This is a genomic window from Sphaerotilus uruguayifluvii (genome assembly GCF_013294065.1).
Lineage (GTDB): Bacteria > Pseudomonadota > Gammaproteobacteria > Burkholderiales > Burkholderiaceae_C > Sphaerotilus > Sphaerotilus uruguayifluvii.
In genome coordinates, this window is record NZ_JABSNM010000013.1 from 80,495 (window position 1) to 96,814 (window position 16,320).

General features: G+C 70.8%; 14 protein-coding genes. 2 read left to right on the forward strand and 12 right to left on the reverse strand.

Annotated elements, in window-relative coordinates:
- Positions 1-26: 26 nt before the first annotated feature.
- The 4 genes from HNQ01_RS14765 to HNQ01_RS14780 all read right to left on the reverse strand — a co-directional run bounded on the left by HNQ01_RS14765 (position 27) and on the right by HNQ01_RS14780 (position 6,701).
- Positions 27-3,134 carry an efflux RND transporter permease subunit gene (locus HNQ01_RS14765; protein ID WP_173806214.1) on the reverse strand — a complete coding sequence of 1,036 codons (3,108 nt, stop codon included), beginning with the start codon at positions 3,132-3,134 and terminating at the stop codon, positions 27-29.
- Positions 3,131-4,324: an efflux RND transporter periplasmic adaptor subunit gene (locus HNQ01_RS14770; RefSeq protein ID WP_173806215.1), complete on the reverse strand. Its 1,194-nt coding sequence runs from the start codon at positions 4,322-4,324 to the stop codon at positions 3,131-3,133. The genes HNQ01_RS14765 and HNQ01_RS14770 overlap by 4 nt, the downstream gene beginning before the upstream one ends.
- Positions 4,325-4,422: 98 nt before the next feature.
- Complete coding sequence (locus HNQ01_RS14775) at positions 4,423-6,099, reverse strand: TRAP transporter large permease (protein ID WP_173806250.1); 1,677 nt, start codon at positions 6,097-6,099, stop codon at positions 4,423-4,425.
- Positions 6,099-6,701 carry a TRAP transporter small permease subunit gene (locus HNQ01_RS14780; protein WP_173806216.1) on the reverse strand — a complete coding sequence of 201 codons (603 nt, stop codon included), beginning with the start codon at positions 6,699-6,701 and terminating at the stop codon, positions 6,099-6,101. Before HNQ01_RS14780 ends, HNQ01_RS14775 begins: the two co-directional genes overlap by 1 nt.
- Positions 6,702-7,006: 305 nt before the next feature.
- Here HNQ01_RS14780 and HNQ01_RS14785 point away from each other — a divergent pair, with 305 nt between their 5' ends.
- On the forward strand, positions 7,007-7,474 hold the full coding sequence (locus tag HNQ01_RS14785; RefSeq protein WP_173806217.1) for a YbjN domain-containing protein: 468 nt from the start codon (positions 7,007-7,009) through the stop codon (positions 7,472-7,474).
- A gap of 22 nt (positions 7,475-7,496) precedes the next feature.
- On the opposite strand, the gene HNQ01_RS14790 is transcribed toward HNQ01_RS14785, so the two are convergent.
- From HNQ01_RS14790 to pedF, 8 genes are all read right to left on the reverse strand, one after another.
- Complete coding sequence (locus HNQ01_RS14790; RefSeq protein WP_286180834.1) at positions 7,497-8,126, reverse strand: response regulator transcription factor; 630 nt, start codon at positions 8,124-8,126, stop codon at positions 7,497-7,499.
- Entirely contained in the window at positions 8,089-9,588 is a 1,500-nt protein-coding gene (locus HNQ01_RS14795) for a cache domain-containing protein (protein WP_173806219.1), read from the reverse strand. The genes HNQ01_RS14790 and HNQ01_RS14795 overlap by 38 nt, the downstream gene beginning before the upstream one ends.
- A 6-nt stretch (positions 9,589-9,594) precedes the next feature.
- A complete protein-coding gene (locus tag HNQ01_RS14800) occupies positions 9,595-9,942 on the reverse strand; it encodes a protein tyrosine phosphatase family protein (RefSeq protein ID WP_173806220.1) in 348 nt (115 codons plus the stop codon).
- A gap of 71 nt (positions 9,943-10,013) precedes the next feature.
- Complete coding sequence (locus tag HNQ01_RS14805) at positions 10,014-10,460, reverse strand: GatB/YqeY domain-containing protein (protein WP_173806221.1); 447 nt, start codon at positions 10,458-10,460, stop codon at positions 10,014-10,016.
- A gap of 105 nt (positions 10,461-10,565) precedes the next feature.
- Positions 10,566-10,778, reverse strand: coding sequence for a 30S ribosomal protein S21 (gene rpsU, locus HNQ01_RS14810; RefSeq protein WP_037482088.1), 213 nt, complete (start codon positions 10,776-10,778; stop codon positions 10,566-10,568).
- 191 nt (positions 10,779-10,969) lie between these two features.
- Positions 10,970-12,202, reverse strand: coding sequence for a BaiN/RdsA family NAD(P)/FAD-dependent oxidoreductase (locus tag HNQ01_RS14815; RefSeq protein ID WP_173806222.1), 1,233 nt, complete (start codon positions 12,200-12,202; stop codon positions 10,970-10,972).
- 49 nt (positions 12,203-12,251) lie between these two features.
- Positions 12,252-13,139 carry a transporter substrate-binding domain-containing protein gene (locus HNQ01_RS14820; RefSeq protein WP_286180835.1) on the reverse strand — a complete coding sequence of 296 codons (888 nt, stop codon included), beginning with the start codon at positions 13,137-13,139 and terminating at the stop codon, positions 12,252-12,254.
- A gap of 120 nt (positions 13,140-13,259) precedes the next feature.
- Positions 13,260-13,736 carry a cytochrome c-550 PedF gene (pedF, locus tag HNQ01_RS14825; RefSeq protein ID WP_173806223.1) on the reverse strand — a complete coding sequence of 159 codons (477 nt, stop codon included), beginning with the start codon at positions 13,734-13,736 and terminating at the stop codon, positions 13,260-13,262.
- A gap of 334 nt (positions 13,737-14,070) precedes the next feature.
- Here pedF and HNQ01_RS14830 point away from each other — a divergent pair, with 334 nt between their 5' ends.
- The gene (locus HNQ01_RS14830) at positions 14,071-16,311 is read left to right on the forward strand and encodes a sigma-54-dependent Fis family transcriptional regulator (protein ID WP_173806224.1); all 2,241 of its coding nucleotides are present in this window, start codon (positions 14,071-14,073) and stop codon (positions 16,309-16,311) included.
- Positions 16,312-16,320: the final 9 nt, after the last annotated feature.

Below are 16,320 nucleotides of genomic sequence, written 5' to 3' on the forward strand. Positions count from 1 at the left end.
TCCGTCTGCCGGTCGCCCCGGTGTCTTCAGGGCCGATGCGGCGTCGATGCGGCCGCCTCGTCGGAGACTGCTCCGCCGCGGCCGCGCCGCAGCAGCCGCGCGCCCAGCGCGAGCAGGTCGTCGACCCCGGTGAACACCACCGGGATCACCAGCAGGCTCAGGAAGGTCGAGGTGATCAGGCCGCCGATCACGACGATGGCCATCGGCGCGCGGAAGCTCGGGTCCACCCCCAGGCCCAGCGCGATCGGCATCATGCCCGCGCCCATCGCGATCGTCGTCATGATGATCGGGCGTGCGCGCTTGCGGCAGGCGTCGAGCACCGCCTCCAGCCGTCCCAGGCCGTGCTCCTTGCGCGCCAGCACCACATAGTCGACCAGCAGGATCGAGTTCTTGGTGGCGATGCCCATCAGCATGATCAGGCCGATCATCGAGGGCATCGACAGCGCCGTGTGCGTGACGAACAGCGCCAGGAAGGCGCCCGGAATCGACAGCACCAGCGCGGCCAGGATGGTCGCCGGCTGGATGAAGTCCTTCAGCAGCAGCACCAGCACGATGTAGATGCACAGCACGCCGGTGAGCATCGCCAGGCCGAAGCTCTCGAACAGCTCGGCCATCGCCTCGGCGTCGCCGACGGTGGTCTGCATCACGCCCGGCGGCAGGTTCTTCAGGCTGGGCAGCGCCAGCGCCTGGCGCTCGACCTCGCCGAGCGGCTGGCCGTTGAGCTCGATCTCGAAGTTGACGTTGCGCTGGCGGTCGTAGCGGTCGATCTGCGCCGGGCCGCTGGAGAGCTCCAGCGTGGCCACGCTCGACAGCCTCACCGGCCCGCGTGCACCGGGCACCGGCAGCCGGCCGAGCAGGTCGAGGTCGCTGCGGGCCTCGGCGGGCAGGCGCACGACGATCGGCACCTGGCGCTGCGAGAGGTTGAGCTTGGGCAGCGACTGGTCGTAGTCGCCGCGGGTGGCGACCCGCAGCGTGTCGGCGATCGCCGCGGTGGTCACGCCGAGGTCGGCCGCGCGCACCGGGTCGGGCCGCACCAGCAGCTCCGGGCGGACCAGGCTGGAGCTGGAGGTGACGTTGCCGATGCCGGGGAGCGTGCGCAGCTCGCGCTCGACCTGGCGCGCATGCGCGGCCAGCGTCTCGCCGTTCTCGCTGGCCAGCACCAGGATGTACTTGTCGTTGGAGCCGCCGAAGCCGACCTTGATGCGTGCGCCCGGCAGCGCCTCCAGCCGCTGGCGCAGCTCGGCCTCGATGGCCTGCTTGCTCAGGCCGCGGCGCTCGCTGCGGTGGGTCATGTTGACCGTCAGCACCGCCTTGCGCACCTCGGCCGCCCCCTGCGGCGCGAACGGGTCGGCGCCGGCCGCGCCGCCGCCGATGGCGGTGTAGATCATCTTCACCTGCGGATGCGCGCCCACCAGCGCGCGCGCGCGCTCGGCCGCGGCGGTCGTCTCGGCCAGCGTCGAGCCCGGCGGCAGCGTGATGCTGACCTGGGTCTGCGACAGGTCGTCGGGCGGGATGAAGCCGGTGGGCAGCAGCGGCACCAGCATGAAGGAGCCGACGAAGAAGGCCGCGGTGGCCAGCATCGTCAGGATGCGGTGCTTCAGGCACCAGGCGGCCATCTTCAGGTAGGCGCCCATCCAGCGCGGCGGCGTCTCGGCGTGCGCGACCGGGCGCAGCAGGTAGGCGGCCATCATCGGCGTGAGCATGCGCGCCACCACCAGCGAGAAGAACACCGCGATCGCCGCGGTCCAGCCGAACTGCACGAAGAACTTGCCCGCCACGCCGCTCATGAAGGCGGTCGGCAGGAAGACGGCGATCAGCGTGAAGGTCGTGGCGATCACCGCCAGGCCGATCTCGTCGGCCGCCTCCATCGCCGCCTCGAAGGGCGTCTTGCCCATCGCGAGGTGGCGCATGATGTTCTCGATCTCGACGATGGCGTCGTCGACCAGGATGCCCACCACCAGCGACAGGCTCAGCAGCGTCACCACGTTGACGGTGAAGCCCAGCAGGTGCATCAGCGCGAAGGTCGGGATGGCCGACAGCGGCAGCGCCACCGCCGAGACGAAGGTCGCGCGCCAGTCGCGCAGGAAGAACCACACCACGATCACCGCCAGCACCGCGCCCTCGTAGAGCAGGTGCATCGAGCCCTCGTAGCCTTCCTGGACCGGATCGACGAAGTTGAAGGCCTCGGTGACCTGGATGTCCGGATGCTCGGCGCGCAGCGCCTCGAGCCGCGCGCGCACGCCGCGCGCCACGTCGACCTCGCCGGCGCCCTTGCTGCGGGTGATCTCGAAGCCGACGACCGGGCGGCCGTCGAGCAGCGCGGCCGAGCGGCGCTCGGCCACCGTGTCGCTGACGCGCGCGATCTGGTCCAGGCGCACATGGCGGCCGTCGGAGAGCACGATGTCGAGCCGCGCCAGCTCGTCGGCGCTGCCCACCGTCGCGATGGTGCGCACCGCCTGCTCGGCGCCGCCAAGATCGCTGCGCCCGCCGGGGGCGTCCTGCTGGATCTGGCGCAGCTGGCGCGAGACGTCGGAGGCGGTCGCGCCCAGCGCCAGCAGCATTGCCGGGTCGAGCTCGATGCGCACCTCGCGGCTGACGCCGCCGACCCGCGAGACGGCGCCGACGCCGCGCACCGCCAGCATCTGCTTGGTGACGGTGTTGTCGACGAACCAGCTCAGCGCCTCGTCGTCCATGTGTCCGGACGAGACGGTGTAGGTCAGGATCGGCGAGCCGGCCAGGTCGACCTTCTGCACCACCGGGTCGCGCAGGTCGCCGGGCAGGTCCGAGCGCACCCGCGCGACCGCGTCGCGCACGTCGTCGACCGCCTCCTGCGTCGGCTTCTCGAGCCGGAACTCGGCGGTGATCGTGACGGCGCCGTCCTGGACCTGGGTGTAGAGGTGCTTGAGGCCCTTGAGCGTGGCCAGCGAGTTCTCGATCTTGCGCGCGACCTCGGTCTCGAGCTGCGCCGGCGCGGCGCCCGGCAGCGCGGCGCTGACGGTGACCGAGGGCAGGTCGATGTCGGGAAAGTTCTGCACCGTCATCGCCCGGAAGCCCATCAGGCCGGCGAGCGTCAGCAGCAGGAACAGCAGGATCGCGGGAATCGGGTTGCGGATCGACCAGGCGGAGACGTTCACTGGGCGGCTCCGGTGGCGGCGGCCGGGCCGGGCGCGGCGACGATCCTGACCCGGTCGCCGTCGGCCAGGAAGCCCGCCCCCTGGCCGACGACCCGGGCCTGCGCGTCGAGCCCGTCGAGGATCTCGACGCGGTCGCCGCTGCGCCGGCCGGTGCGCACGACCGTCTCGCGCACCCGCTCGTCGCTGCCGACCTGCATGACGATGCTGCGGCCCTCGCGCAGCAGCACCGCCGACTGCGGCAGCGTCAGCGCCTCGCTCTGGCCGAGCAGGAAGGTGCCGCGCGCCAGCATGCCCGGGCGCGCGGCCGTGGCCGTCTCGCCCGAGGCGGGCGCGCCTGCGCGCAGGTCGACATGGACCAGGCCCTGGCGGGTGGCCGGATCGACCGTCGGCGCGATCTGGCGCACCCGGCCCTCGAGCACGGTGGCGGTGCCCGCCGGCGTCAGCCGCACCGCGGTGCCGGGCGCGACCCGGGCCATGTCGGCGCCGGGCAGCTCGGCGCGCCATTCCAGCCGGCCCTGGCGGATCAGCCGGAAGAGCTCCTGCCCGGGCTGGACGACCGCGCCGAGCGTGGCCGCGCGCGCCGAGACGATGCCGTCGTCGGGCGCGAGGATGCGGGTCTGCGCCAGCCGCAGCTCGTCGGCCTGCAGCCGCGCCTTCAGCGCCTGCAGCCGCGCGCGTGCGGTGTTCTCGGCCGTCTGCGTCTGCTGCAGCTGCTGCGCGCTGACGGCGCCGCCGGCCTGCAGCGCGCGGTCGCGCTCGGCCTCGAGCCGCGCCTGCGCGAGCACCGCCTCGGCCTCGGCGATCGAGGCCTGCGTGGCGGCGCGGTCGGCCGCCAGCGTGTCCGACTGCAGCCGCGCCAGCAGCTGGCCGCGGCGCACCCGGTCGCCCACCTGCACGCCCAGCTCGACCAGGCGCAGGCCCTGGGCCTCCGCGCCGATCACCGCCTCCTGCCAGGGCGCGATCGCGCCGCTGGCCTCGAGCGTGCGCGCCATCGGCTCGCGCCGCGGCTGCACCGTGCTGACGCTCAGCGCCGCACGCGCGGCCGGGGCGGAGGCCGCCGGTGCGGCCAGGGCCGGCCTCGGCAGCGCCGCCGGCAGCAGCGCCAGGGCCAGCGCCAGCCGCAGCACGCGGCCGGGGCGCCGGACGACGACCTCGGGATCGAACGGAAAAGAAGAAGGGCGGGCACGCATTCCGTGAGCTTATCAACGAATGCGGGCCCGCCCGTGGCGGAGGTTTCCACCGGCCGGGGGATGGCCCCGGCCCTCATCACGGCCTCACGGCCTTGAGGTCACTTGGCGTCGGACGCCGCTTCCATGCCCTTGAAGGCGGCCATCGGATCGTCCTCGGCCTTGGGCGTGTCGGCCTGCATCTCGATCTGCACGTCGTCGACGTTGACCTCGGCCTTCTTGTCGAGGCCGCCCGAGACCAGGTTCGGGAAGGTGATGATCAGGCCGACCATGATGATCTGGATGAGCACGAAGGGCACCGAGCCCCAGTAGATCTGGCTCGTGGTGATCTTCTCGACCGTCTTGCCGGTGACGCGGTCCTTGTAGTCCTTGGTCGGCGCGACCGAGCGCAGGTAGAACAGCGCGAAGCCGAAGGGCGGATGCATGAAGGAGGTCTGCATGTTGACCGCCAGCAGCACGCCGAACCAGACCAGGTCGATGCCCAGCTTCTCGGCCACCGGGCCCAGCAGCGGGACCACGATGAAGGACAGCTCGAAGAAGTCCAGGAAGAAGGCCAGCACGAACACCAGGATGTTCACGACGATCAGGAAGCCGAGCTGGCCGCCGGGCAGGCTGGTGAGCAGGTGCTCGACCCACTTCGGACCGTCGACGCCCTGGAAGGTCAGGCTGAACACCGTCGAGCCCACCAGGATGAAGACCACGAAGCACGACAGCTTCATCGTCGAGTCCATGGCCTGGCGCAGCAGGTTCATGCTCAGGCGGCCGCGGCTGACGGCCATCAGCAGCGCACCCACGGCGCCCATCGCGCCGCCTTCGGTCGGCGTGGCGATGCCCAGGAAGATCGTGCCCAGCACCAGGAAGATCAGGCCCAGCGGCGGGATCAGCACGAAGGTGACGCGCTCGGCCATCTTCGACAGCAGGCCCAGCTTCATCGTCTTGTTGATCACCGACAGCACGAAGGCCACGCCGACGCCGACGCACATCGACAGCACGATGGTCTCGTCCAGCGGGGCGCTGTCCGGACGGGTCTTGGCGAAGCCGACGGCCAGCGCGACCGACAGCGCGGTCAGCGCGCCCAGCGAGGGCAGGCCCGAGGAGCCGTTGTCCTCGCGGATCGAGCGGGCCTCGGGCGGCAGCGCCGGCACCATGTGCGGACGCAGCACCGCCACCAGCACGATGAAGCCGACGTACAGGCCGGTCAGCACGAAGCCGGGAATGAAGGCGCCCTTGTACAGGTCGCCGACCGAGCGGCCGAGCTGGTCGGCCATGATGATCAGCACCAGCGAGGGCGGAATGATCTGCGCCAGCGTGCCCGACGCGGCGATCACGCCCGAGGCCACGCGCCGGTCGTAGCCGTAGCGCAGCATGATCGGCAGCGAGATCAGGCCCATCGAGATCACCGAGGCCGCGACGACGCCGGTGGTGGCGGCGAGCATGGCGCCGACGAAGATCACCGCGAAGGCCAGGCCGCCGCGCACCGGGCCGAAGAGCTGGCCGATGGTGTCGAGCAGATCCTCCGCCATCCCGGACCGCTCCAGGATCAGGCCCATGAAGGTGAAGAAGGGAATGGCCAGCAGCGTGTCGTTCTGCATGATGCCGAAGATGCGCAGCGGCAGCGCCTGCATCAGCGAGGCCGGCAGCAGCCCCATCTCGATGCCGACGAAGCTGAACAGCAGGCCGCAGGCGCCCAGCGAGAACGCGACGGAATAGCCGAGCAGCAGGAAGAGAATCAGCCCCAGGAACATCACCGGGGCCATGTTGGCCGACAGGAACTCGATCACTTGGCGTCTCCCTTCTTGGCGGCTTCGGCGGCCAGGATGGCTTCGGCCAGTTCTTCCTCGGCCGACTTGGCCTGCTTCTTCTCGGTCGGGTCCTCGATCAGTCCCTGCAGGAAGGCGAAGCGCTTGATCAGCTCCGACACGCCCTGCAGACCCAGCAGCGCGAAGCCGGCGGGCACCAGCGCGAACACCGGCCAGCGCACCAGGCCGCCGGCGTTGGACGACATCTCGTGCGTCTCGAAGGCCTTGATGACCAGCGGCGTGACCATCGCGATCACGGTGATCACCAGCGGGAACAGGAAGCAGACGATGCCGAAGATGTCGACCTTGATCTGCGTGCGCTTGGAGAAGCGGCCCAGGATCACGTCGATGCGCACATGTTCCTGGCGCAGCATGGTGTAGCCCGCGCCGAGCAGGAAGATCGCGGCGAACAGGTACCACTGGATCTCGAGCAGCGCGTTCGAGCTGGTGTTGAAGGCCTTGCGGACGATGGCGTTGCCGGCCGAGATCACGACGGTGATCAGGACCAGCCAGGCGACGCTGCGACCGACGCGTTCGGTGAACGCGTCGATCCATCTCGACAGTTGCAGTAGGGCAGTCAAGGGCTTGTCTCCGGAGAATGGAAAGGCGACGGCAATGGCGGGGGGAGGGCGGGCCGGACCTGCCGGGGAGGTCCGGCGCGCAGTGGTCCGACATTGGCGCGTATCACACTCGAAAACCCTGAGCCGGCCCATCGGGTGTTACGACTACGCGGCACTACGCAGTCCCGCGTGGCAGGGTTCACGAACCCTGCCGTGCCGTGCGGCCGTCGAGTGTCCGGGCGGCGCGCTCGGGCGTCTTTGATCTCTCATGAGGCCGTGGCATCATGCACATGACGGTATGAGTATTCGCAGGGATGGGAGAATCCATGAGGAAATTCGTGGTGGCTGGCCTGGCGGCTTTTGCCATGGCGGTGCCGGGCATGTCCGGAGCGGTCGAACTGGTGACCGCGAAATTCCCCCAGACGATCTTCCAGATCGCCCGGGGATATGGCAGCGCCGAGCTGAGCAAGGATGCTTCCGGCGATCCCAGGATCATCGGGCGCATCAACGGCATCAAGTACGGGATCTATTTCTACGGCTGCACCAACGGCGAGAACTGCGTCGACATCCAGTTCCTGTCTTCCTGGTCCGGCGCCAGCGTCTCCCAGTCGGACATGAACGACTGGAACCGGACGAGAAGGTTCGGCAAGGCCTATCTCGACCGGGAGGGCGACCCGGTGCTGGAAATGTCCGTGAACCTCGATCAGGGCGTGACGAAGGAAAATCTCGAGAAGACCTTCGAATGGTGGTCCCGGATCACCACGCAGTTCAAAAAGGACAAGCTCGGGCAGTGAGCTGCGGCGCGCGGCGCGGCGTTCAGCCCGCGGTGCGGCAGTGCTCGACCGCGTAGCGGATCAGCTCGGCCTGGCCCTCGATGCGCAGCTTGCGGCGGATGTTCTGGCGGTGCGTCTCGACGGTGCGCACGCTCAGGTCGTACTCGGCGGCGATCTGCTTGCTCGACAGCCCGCGCGCCAGGCAGGCGAGGATCTCGGCCTCGCGCTCGGACAGGATCGGGCGCGCGCTGTCGCTGCGCGCGGTCGGGCGCGACACGCTCGCGCTCAGGAAGGTGTCGCCGGCGGCGACCGCACGGATCGCGTCGGCGATGTCCGACGAGGGCGCGTCCTTCAGCACGTAGCCGCGTGCGCCGGCCTGCATCGCCTGGTGCACGTATTCCGGGTTGTCGTACATGCTCAGCACGATCACGTCGATCTCCGGCCAGCGCTCGCGGATCCGCGCGGTCAGCGCGATGCCGTTGACCTGCTTCATGCCGATGTCGGTCAGCACCAGCTGTGGCAGGCAGCGCTCGATCGCCTCGAGCGCGCTGTCGGCGTCGGCGGCCTCGCCGACGACCTGGAGGTCGGGCTGGCTGCTGATCAGCGTGCGCACGCCTTCGCGCACGAGCGGGTGGTCATCGACGATCAGGATTCGCATCGGGACGGCGGACATCGGTGGGGGACGGAAGGGACGCGGCGGACACGGCGGACGGCGCGGGCTGGGCCGGGGGCGGCGTCAGCCGGCGGATGGCGTCGGCGCCGATCTGCGCGACGACGCGCGTGGCGCCCGGGCGCGACTGTACCCGGAACTCGCCGCCGATCGACTCGATGCGCTCGCGCATGTTGAGCAGGCCGATGCCGCGGCGCGGATCGGCACGGATCGCGGCGGTGTCGAAGCCGTGGCCGTCGTCGCTGACCGTCAGCCGCACGTCGCCGCCGCGGTAGATCAGCCGCAGGTCGACCCGGCCGGCGCCGGCGTGCTTGTCGATGTTGGTCAGCGCCTCCTGCGTGATGCGGAACAGCACGGTGTTGACCGCCTCGGGCAGGTCCTGCTCGAGGCCGCCGATGCGCATGAAGAAGGCGAGCTGCGCATGCTCGGCGAACTCCTCGCCGAGGTGGCGCAGCGCGCTGGGCAGGCCCAGCGTGTCGAGCACCACCGGACGCAGCCGGTGCGAGATGTCGCGCACCTCGCCCAGCGCCTCGTCGATGCGACGGCGCGCACGCTCGAGCGAGCCGGGCACGCGGCCGTGCTCGCGGCGCAGCTGCTCCATCGTGCTGTCCATCAGCAGCTTGATCGACACCAGCGTCTGGCCGGTGCCGTCGTGCAGCTCGCGCGAGAGGTGGGCGCGCTCGTTCTCCTGCGACTGCACCACCTGGCGCGCCAGCAGCTGCAGCTGCGCGTCGGCGGCGCGGTACTCGCTGAGGTTCATCGCCAGCGCGCTGCCGCCCACCAGCACCAGCGCCAGCAGCGCGATGCCGGCGATCCAGCCGGTGGTCTTGTCGATGTTGGCGCGGCCCTCGCGCTCGAGCGCGTCGAGTGTGGCCTGCACGTCGTCGAGGTAGATGCCGGTGCCGACCATCCAGCCCCAGCGCTGCAGTCCGACGACATAGCCCAGCTTCGGCGCGACCTGGCGCGACGAGGGCTTGTTCCAGACGTAGCGGAAGTAGCCCTGGCCCTGGCGGGCCCGTGCGACCAGCTCCTGCACCACCGGCAGGCCGTCGCGGTCGCGGATGTCCCAGAGGTTCTGCCCGACCAGCTCGGGCTGGTGCGGCAGCACTAGGCAGCGCCCGCTGTAGTCGTAGACGAAGAAGTAGCCGTCGCCGCCGTCGTAGTCGAAGGCGGCCAGGATGCGCGCGGCCTCGGCCTGCGTGGCGGCGTCGTCGCGGCCGCTGTCGTAGAGCGGACGCACCATGTTCATCGCCATCTCGACGTGATGGCGCAGCTCGGCCTCCTTGCTGGCGAGGTAGGCCGACTCGACGAGCTGGCGCTCCTCGCGCGCGAGGTCCTGGGCCTGCGAGCGCACCGCCAGCGCGATCAGCGCGATGGCCGCCAGCAGCGGCAGCACCGCCAGCAGCAGGATGCGCCGGCGCAGCCGCCGCGGGCCGTGCGGCTCAGGCGCGGTGGCCGCGGGCATGGCGCATCAGGCCTGCGTGGCCTGGGCGTGCAGCTTGGCCGCGCGCGCGCCGCTGCGGCAGAAGGCCAGCAGCGGGCGCGGCAGCGTCGCCAGCAGCTCGGCGAAGCGGGCGATCTCCTCGGGGCTCTGGTAGCCGCCGGCCACCGGCAGGTGCACGTACTGCAGGCCCGCGGCGCGGGCGGCCGTCTCGATCTCGGCGCTGGTGGGCTGGTCCGGACCGTGCTCGAAGTCGGGGCGGTTGTTGACGACGCTGCGGAAGCCCGCCGCGGCCACTTCGGCCATCGCGGCCGGGGTGAGCTGCGGCGCGACGCAGAAGTCCTCGGTGACGCGCTGGATCGGCAGGGAAGTGCTCATCGGAAACCTCGCTTGGGGCGGGAGTGGGAAAAGAGGGCCGGGGCCGTCCGGCGCCGGCGCGAGCGGGCGGATCAGCCCGCCAGCGCGCGCTTGACCGCGGCCGACACCAGCGCCATGTCGGCCTTGCCGGCGAGCTGCTGCTTGACCGCGCCCATGACCTGGCCCATCGCGCCGGGACCGGTGGCGCCCAGGCCGGCGACGATGGCCTGCACGGCGGCGTCGATCTCCTCGGCGCTCAGGCGCTGCGGCAGGTAGACCTCCAGCACCTTCAGCTCGGCCGACTCCTTGTCGGCCAGGTCGGTGCGGCCGGCGGCCGTGAACTGACCGATCGAGTCCTTGCGCTGCTTGATCAGGCGGTCGACGACCGCGACGACGGCCGCGTCGTCCAGCGTGATCTGCTCGTCGACTTCCTTCTGCTTGACCGCGGCCAGCAGCAGGCGGATGGTGCCCAGGCGCTCGCTGTCCTTCGCGCGCATCGCATCCTTCATGTCGGCGGTGATCTGGTCCTTGAGGCTCATGGTGGGTTCCTTGATGGTCTGAAAACGACAAAACCCGCGACGGCGTCCCGCGCGGGTTCTGGCAGTGTCTGACGGGACGGGTCCGCGCGGGGCGGACCTTGTCGATCAGTACAGGCGCTTGGGCAGCTGCATCGAGCGCACGCGCTTGTAGTGGCGCTTGACGGCCGCGGCCTTCTTGCGCTTGCGCTCTGCGGTCGGCTTCTCGTAGAACTCGCGCGCGCGCAGCTCGGGCAGCAGGCCCAGCTTCTCGATCGTGCGCTTGAAGCGACGCAGGGCAACGTCGAACGGCTCGTTTTCCTTGACTCGGATGGTCGTCATGAACTGAAGGATCCTTCGGTTGTGTCCTCGGTGGCCGGCGCGGGGTTTTCCGGAAACCCAGATGTCGTCGACTCGATCGGACTTCTTTGCCAGCAAAGCCGCGGATTGTAGCCCAGGTTTTGCCGACAGTGGTGAATTCGTGAGTGTAGCAGCTGGAGGGCGCTCCGGCGCCGTCCGGAGCCGCTTTTCCGTCATCCGGCGCGCGCGCCGGCCTGCGTGGCCGCCATCGCGTCGGCGCAGGCCGCGGCGCTGGCCCAGGCCCACTGGAAGTTGTAGCCGCCGAGCCAGCCGGTCACGTCGACCACCTCGCCGATGAAGTGCAGGCCCGGCACCTGGCGGCTCTCGAGCGACTGCGAGCTCAGCTCGCGGGTGTCGACGCCGCCGGCCATGACCTCGGCCTTCTTCCAGCCGGCGTCGCCGGCGGGCTGCAGCGACCAGGCGCGCGCGCGCTGCGCCAGCGCCTGCAGGTCGCGGTCGCGGCATTCGGGCATCGGGCGGGCCGCGTCCAGGCCGGCGCCGGCCAGCCAGGCCTCGGCCAGCCGGGCGGGCAGCAGCGTGGCGAATTCGTTGCCGAGCTGGCGGCGCGATCCCTGCTTGGCCTGCATCAGCCGCGCGGCCAGGTCCAGCCCCGGCGTCAGGTCGATCTCGATCGGCTGGCCCGGCCGCCAGAAGCTGGAGATCTGCAGGATGCCGGGGCCGCTCAGGCCGCGGTGGGTGAAGAGCAGGTCTTCCAGGAAGGTGGTGCGCGCCTTGCCGGTGCCGCAGGAGATGCCGGCCGGCAGCGCGATGCCCGACAGGGCCGCGAACGGCGCCCAGGCCTGCGCGTCGAAGGTGAGCGGCACCAGCGCCGGCCGCGGCGCGATCACGCCCAGGCCGAACTGCTGCGCCACCTTCAGGCCGAAGTCGGTCGCGCCGATGGCCGGCACCGGCAGGCCGCCGGTGGCGATGACCAGGCGCGGCGCGGTCACCGGGCCGGCGTCGGTGTCGAGCTCGAAGCGGGGCGTCTCGCCCTCGGTGCGGCGGATGCCGTGCACGCCGCAGGGCTGGCGTCGGATGACGCCGCCGGCCTCGCCCTCGCGCAGCAGCATCGCGATGATGTCCTCGGCGCTGCGGTCGCAGAAGAGCTGGCCCTTGTGCTTCTCGTGGAAGGCGATGCGGTGGCGCTGCACCAGCGCGATGAAGTCGGCCGGCGTGTAGCGCGACAGCGCCGAGCGCGCGAAGCGCGGATTGTCGGAGAGGTAGTTGGCGGGACCGGCGTCGCGGTTGGTGAAGTTGCAGCGCCCGCCGCCGGAGATGCGGATCTTCTCGGCGACCCGGTCCGAGTGGTCGAGCAGCAGCACGCGCAGGCCCTGCTGGCCGGCGCGCGCCGCACAGAAAAGGCCGGCAGCGCCGGCCCCGACGATGATGGCGTCGAAATGTTCCATCGCGCGGATTATCCCGGAGCCGGGCCGCGCGACTGCGGGCGGACCCGGCTCAGACCGGGTGCCAGTCCAGGTTGGCCCGGGCGAACATCGCCTTGAGCGCGCCGCTCTCGGCCAGGCCGTTGACCGCGCCCTGGAGCGCCTGCGCCAGGTCGGTGGCGGACTTCTTCGTCGCCATGCCGACGGCCCAGCCGTCCTTCGGGGCCCGCGGCATCGGGATCGGCTCGATGGCGTAGCGGCTGTCGCCGCGCAGCACCGTCTCGAGCTCCGAGCGCAGGCCGGCCGCGGCCACGACCTCGCCGCGCTGCAGCATCTGCGCCGCGATCACGCCGTTGTCGATCTTGGTCGTCAGCGTGTCGCGCAGCATGCCCGACTCCGCGCCGATCATCAGCCAGCCGGCCAGCGACTGGCCCGGCACCGCGATCTTCTGGCCCTTGAGCGGCTCCAGGCTGTCGAGCACCGGCACCTTCGACAGGTCGCGTGCGACGACGACGCGCTCGCGCCAGTACGGGCCGAAGATGCTGACCTGCGGGTTCTCCTGCATCAGCGGGCGGTCGACCGGGACATGCAGCAGCACGTCGGCCGGGCCGTAGCCGAGGTAATGGCCCTTCCAGACCATGTTGCGCAGGTCGTCGTTCATGTTCTCGTCGGCCGTGAACGGCAGCAGCGAGACCTTCACGCCGAGCGACTGCGCCAGCGCGCGCGCCAGCTCGATCTCGATGCCCTGGCCACGGTCGTGGAAGGGCGGCAGCTCGTTGTACAGGCCGACGCTCAGGCGGCCGAGCGTGCGCACGCGCTCGAGCGCGCTGGGCGCGCCGTCCTGGGCCTGCGCGCCCTCGATGCCGAGCAGCGCGCCCAGGCCGAGCGCGGTGCCGCGACCGAGCAGGCCGCGGCGGCTCATCGGGGAGGAGGGCGTGGAGGGGGAACGGTTGGACGTCATGTCGATGTCTCCTGGATGTCCGGCCCGGTCCTGTCGTCCGTGGAGGACACGGACGACATCCGGCGAGGCCGTGATTGTGCTGCGACCGGCGTCCCGGGCCGGCAGGGGGCCCGAATCCGCTCAGTCGTTGATCGGCTTCTCGCGGCGGTTTTCCAGATAGGCCTTGATCGCCCAGAAGGCTTCCTGGGTCAGCATGCCCTCGAACGGCGGCATGTAGACGGCACCGTTGCGCACCTTGCCCTTGCGCACGCTGGTCAGGAAGTACTCGTCGATCTCGGCGACGCAGGCGGCACGGCGCTTGGCGTCAGCCACGCCGGCGCAGTCACCGTCGAGCTTGCGCAGGTCCGGGGCGATGCCGCCGGAGATCGCTTCCAGGCCGTGGCAGCGCGCGCAGTTCTGGTTGAAGGCCGAGGCGCCGATCGCGATCGCCTTGTCGTTCTTGCGGTACGGGTTGGTCGCACGCCATTCTTCGCCCAGCTGCGGCAGGCTCGAGGTGTCGACGGCCTGGGGCGTCACGTCGCCATGGGCCAGGGCCTGGCCGCCGAGGGTGGCGAAAGCAGCCAGGATCGCTGCGCGGAAGAGGTTGCCACGTGCCATTCGTGTCTCCGTTGGGTTCGGGATGCGGGGTCGCATCGGTTGTTCGGGTTGGGTTGGCATCGTTTCTGCAATCACTGTGCCAAGCCTGAAAACAGGCGTGGATGCGGTGGCAAAACCAGGGTCTGTCCGGAGCTGGAGCGTTCCGGGTGCTTCCGATTTGCGCGGCATCATGGTGATTTCCCGCGGTCTGTGACAAGTGAACGGGCGGCGTGTGCGAATTGATGACAACCCGGGGCCCGGTGCGCGCGCTGATCGCGAACACTTCGACCCTTCGGGGGAAGCGCGCGACAATGGCGTCTCGCGCCCACCCCAGAAAGACACACCAGGAGACAGCATGGCAGGTCCTTACACCCCCGCGTCGGCAGGCTTGCGCATGCGGGCGGGCAGCAGCGAACTGCGTCGTCCGATCGCGTCGGCGCTGCCGCTGGATCACGAGCATGTGAACACGATCGACCAGTCCCACCAGCGCTGTGCCGCCTTCGGGCTGACGCGCATCGAGCGGCTGGACTACTCGCCGCTGGGCCGCTCGGACCTGGGCGTGATCCGCGAGCGCAACCAGCGCCTGTACGCGCATGCGGCGCCGGTCATGGAGATGCTCTACGAGCAGATCGTCAACAGCGAGTCGATGGTGCTGCTGTGCGACGCCACCGGCACGATCATCCACTCGATCGGCGACTCGGACTTCATGTCGCGCGCGTCGAAGGTGGCGCTGCAGCCCGGCGTGAACTGGTCGGAGCAGTCCAAGGGCACCAACGCGGTCGGCACCGCGCTGATCGAGGAGTCGCCCACGCTCGTGCATGCCGACGAGCACTACATGCACGCCAACCACTTCCTGACCTGCTCGGCCGCGCCCATTCTCGATCCGCGCGGCAACATCCTGGGCGTGCTCGACGTGTCCGGCGACCAGCGCAGCTACCACCAGCACACGATGGGCCTGGTGAAGATGAGCGCGCGCATGATCGAGAACCACTGGCTGACCGACGACTACCGCAACGTCATGCGGCTGCACTTCCACAGCCGGGTCGAGTTCATCGGCACGCTGATGGAGGGCATCCTGGCGGTGAGCCAGGACGGCAAGCTCGTCGGCGCCAACCGCGGCGCGCTCGAGCAGCTCGGCCTGTCGGGCGCGGCGCTGCGCATGCACACGATCTCGTCGCTGTTCGGCACCACGGTGGCCGCGCTGGTCGACCGCTTCCGCTCGCCGCTGGCCACGCCGCAGCCGGTCGAGCTCTCCAGCGGCCGGCAGTTCCATGTCTACGCACGCTTCAACTGGCCGGTCTGGCACGGCATGGGCATGGGCGGCGACGCCGCGGTGGCCGCGCCGGCGGCCGCGGAGGGCGGACCGTCCGCGACCGAGACGGCCCCGGCCTCCCCGTCCGCCTCGGGCAGCGCCCCGTCCGGCAGCGCCGGCGAGGGGCTGGGAGGGGCCTCGCGTGGTGGCGAGGGCGGCAACGGCGGCGGCCTGGCCAGCCTGAGCCTGGGCGACACGCAGTTCGCCTCGCTGATCGACAAGATCCGCCGTGTCCTCAACCGCGACATCCCGATCCTGATCCTCGGCGAGACCGGCACCGGCAAGGAGCTGCTCGCCCGCGCGATCCACCAGGATTCCGAGCGTGCCCGCCAGCCCTTCGTCGCGGTCAACTGCGCCTCGATTCCCGAGACGCTGATCGAGGCCGAGCTGTTCGGCTACGAGGAGGGCGCCTTCACCGGAGCGCGCCGCAAGGGCGCGGTCGGCAAGATCGTGCAGGCCAACGGCGGCACGCTCTTCCTCGACGAGATCGGCGACATGCCGATCAGCCTGCAGGCGCACCTGCTGCGCGTGCTGCAGGAGCGCCAGGTCACCCCGCTGGGCAGCGCCAAGTCGGTCTCGGTCGACGTGATGCTGGTCTGCGCGACCCACCGCAACCTGCGCGAGATGATCGAGCAGAAGAGCTTCCGCGAGGACCTGTACTACCGCCTCAACGGCCTGGCGGTTCGGCTGCCGGCGCTGCGCGAGCGCTCCGACCTGATGGCGCTGGTCGAGCGCATTCTCGACCGCGAGAGCCCGGAGCGGCGCCTGCGCCTGAGTCCGGAGGTGGTGCGGCTGTTCCAGGGCTACCACTGGCCCGGCAACGTGCGCCAGCTCTTCAACGTGCTGCGCACCGCCTGCGTGATGGCCGCCGGCGAGGCGACGATCACCCGCGATCACCTGTCGGACGACTTCATCGAGGACGCCCGCCGCATCGCCCAGCAGCGCAGCGCGGCCGCCGCGGCCGCGCCGGTGGTGGCCGCCCCGCCGATGCGTGCGCCGCTGTTCGCGCCGGCCGAGGCGCCGTCGGAGCCGATGCGCATGCCGATGCCGGCGGCGCAGCCGGCCGAGCCGATGGCGGCGCTGCCGCCGCTGACGATGCCGCAGCCGGCGATGGCCGCGCCCGCCGAGGAGCTCGCGCTGTCGCTCGAGGACATCGAGCTGCGCACGATCCAGCAGGCGGTCGATGCGGCCGGCGGCAACATCTCGGTCGCCGCCAAGCGGCTGGGCATCAGCCGCAACACCATCTACCGCAAGCTGCGCTGGCGCAACGAGCCGCGCGGCTGATCGCGCAGC

What these genes read in the sequence shown, in the direction of transcription:
- HNQ01_RS14770 (WP_173806215.1), bottom strand. Translation starts at nt 4,324, where the DNA reads ATGCGTGCCCGCCCTTCTTCTTTTCCGTTCGATCCCGAGGTCGTCGTC.
- HNQ01_RS14785 (WP_173806217.1), top strand. Translation starts at nt 7,007, where the DNA reads ATGAGGAAATTCGTGGTGGCTGGCCTGGCGGCTTTTGCCATGGCGGTG.
- HNQ01_RS14790 (WP_286180834.1), bottom strand. Translation starts at nt 8,126, where the DNA reads ATGTCCGCCGTCCCGATGCGAATCCTGATCGTCGATGACCACCCGCTC.
- HNQ01_RS14795 (WP_173806219.1), bottom strand. Translation starts at nt 9,588, where the DNA reads ATGCCCGCGGCCACCGCGCCTGAGCCGCACGGCCCGCGGCGGCTGCGC.
- HNQ01_RS14800 (WP_173806220.1), bottom strand. Translation starts at nt 9,942, where the DNA reads ATGAGCACTTCCCTGCCGATCCAGCGCGTCACCGAGGACTTCTGCGTC.
- HNQ01_RS14805 (WP_173806221.1), bottom strand. Translation starts at nt 10,460, where the DNA reads ATGAGCCTCAAGGACCAGATCACCGCCGACATGAAGGATGCGATGCGC.
- rpsU (WP_037482088.1), bottom strand. Translation starts at nt 10,778, where the DNA reads ATGACGACCATCCGAGTCAAGGAAAACGAGCCGTTCGACGTTGCCCTG.
- HNQ01_RS14815 (WP_173806222.1), bottom strand. Translation starts at nt 12,202, where the DNA reads ATGGAACATTTCGACGCCATCATCGTCGGGGCCGGCGCTGCCGGCCTT.
- HNQ01_RS14820 (WP_286180835.1), bottom strand. Translation starts at nt 13,139, where the DNA reads ATGACGTCCAACCGTTCCCCCTCCACGCCCTCCTCCCCGATGAGCCGC.
- pedF (WP_173806223.1), bottom strand. Translation starts at nt 13,736, where the DNA reads ATGGCACGTGGCAACCTCTTCCGCGCAGCGATCCTGGCTGCTTTCGCC.
- HNQ01_RS14830 (WP_173806224.1), top strand. Translation starts at nt 14,071, where the DNA reads ATGGCAGGTCCTTACACCCCCGCGTCGGCAGGCTTGCGCATGCGGGCG.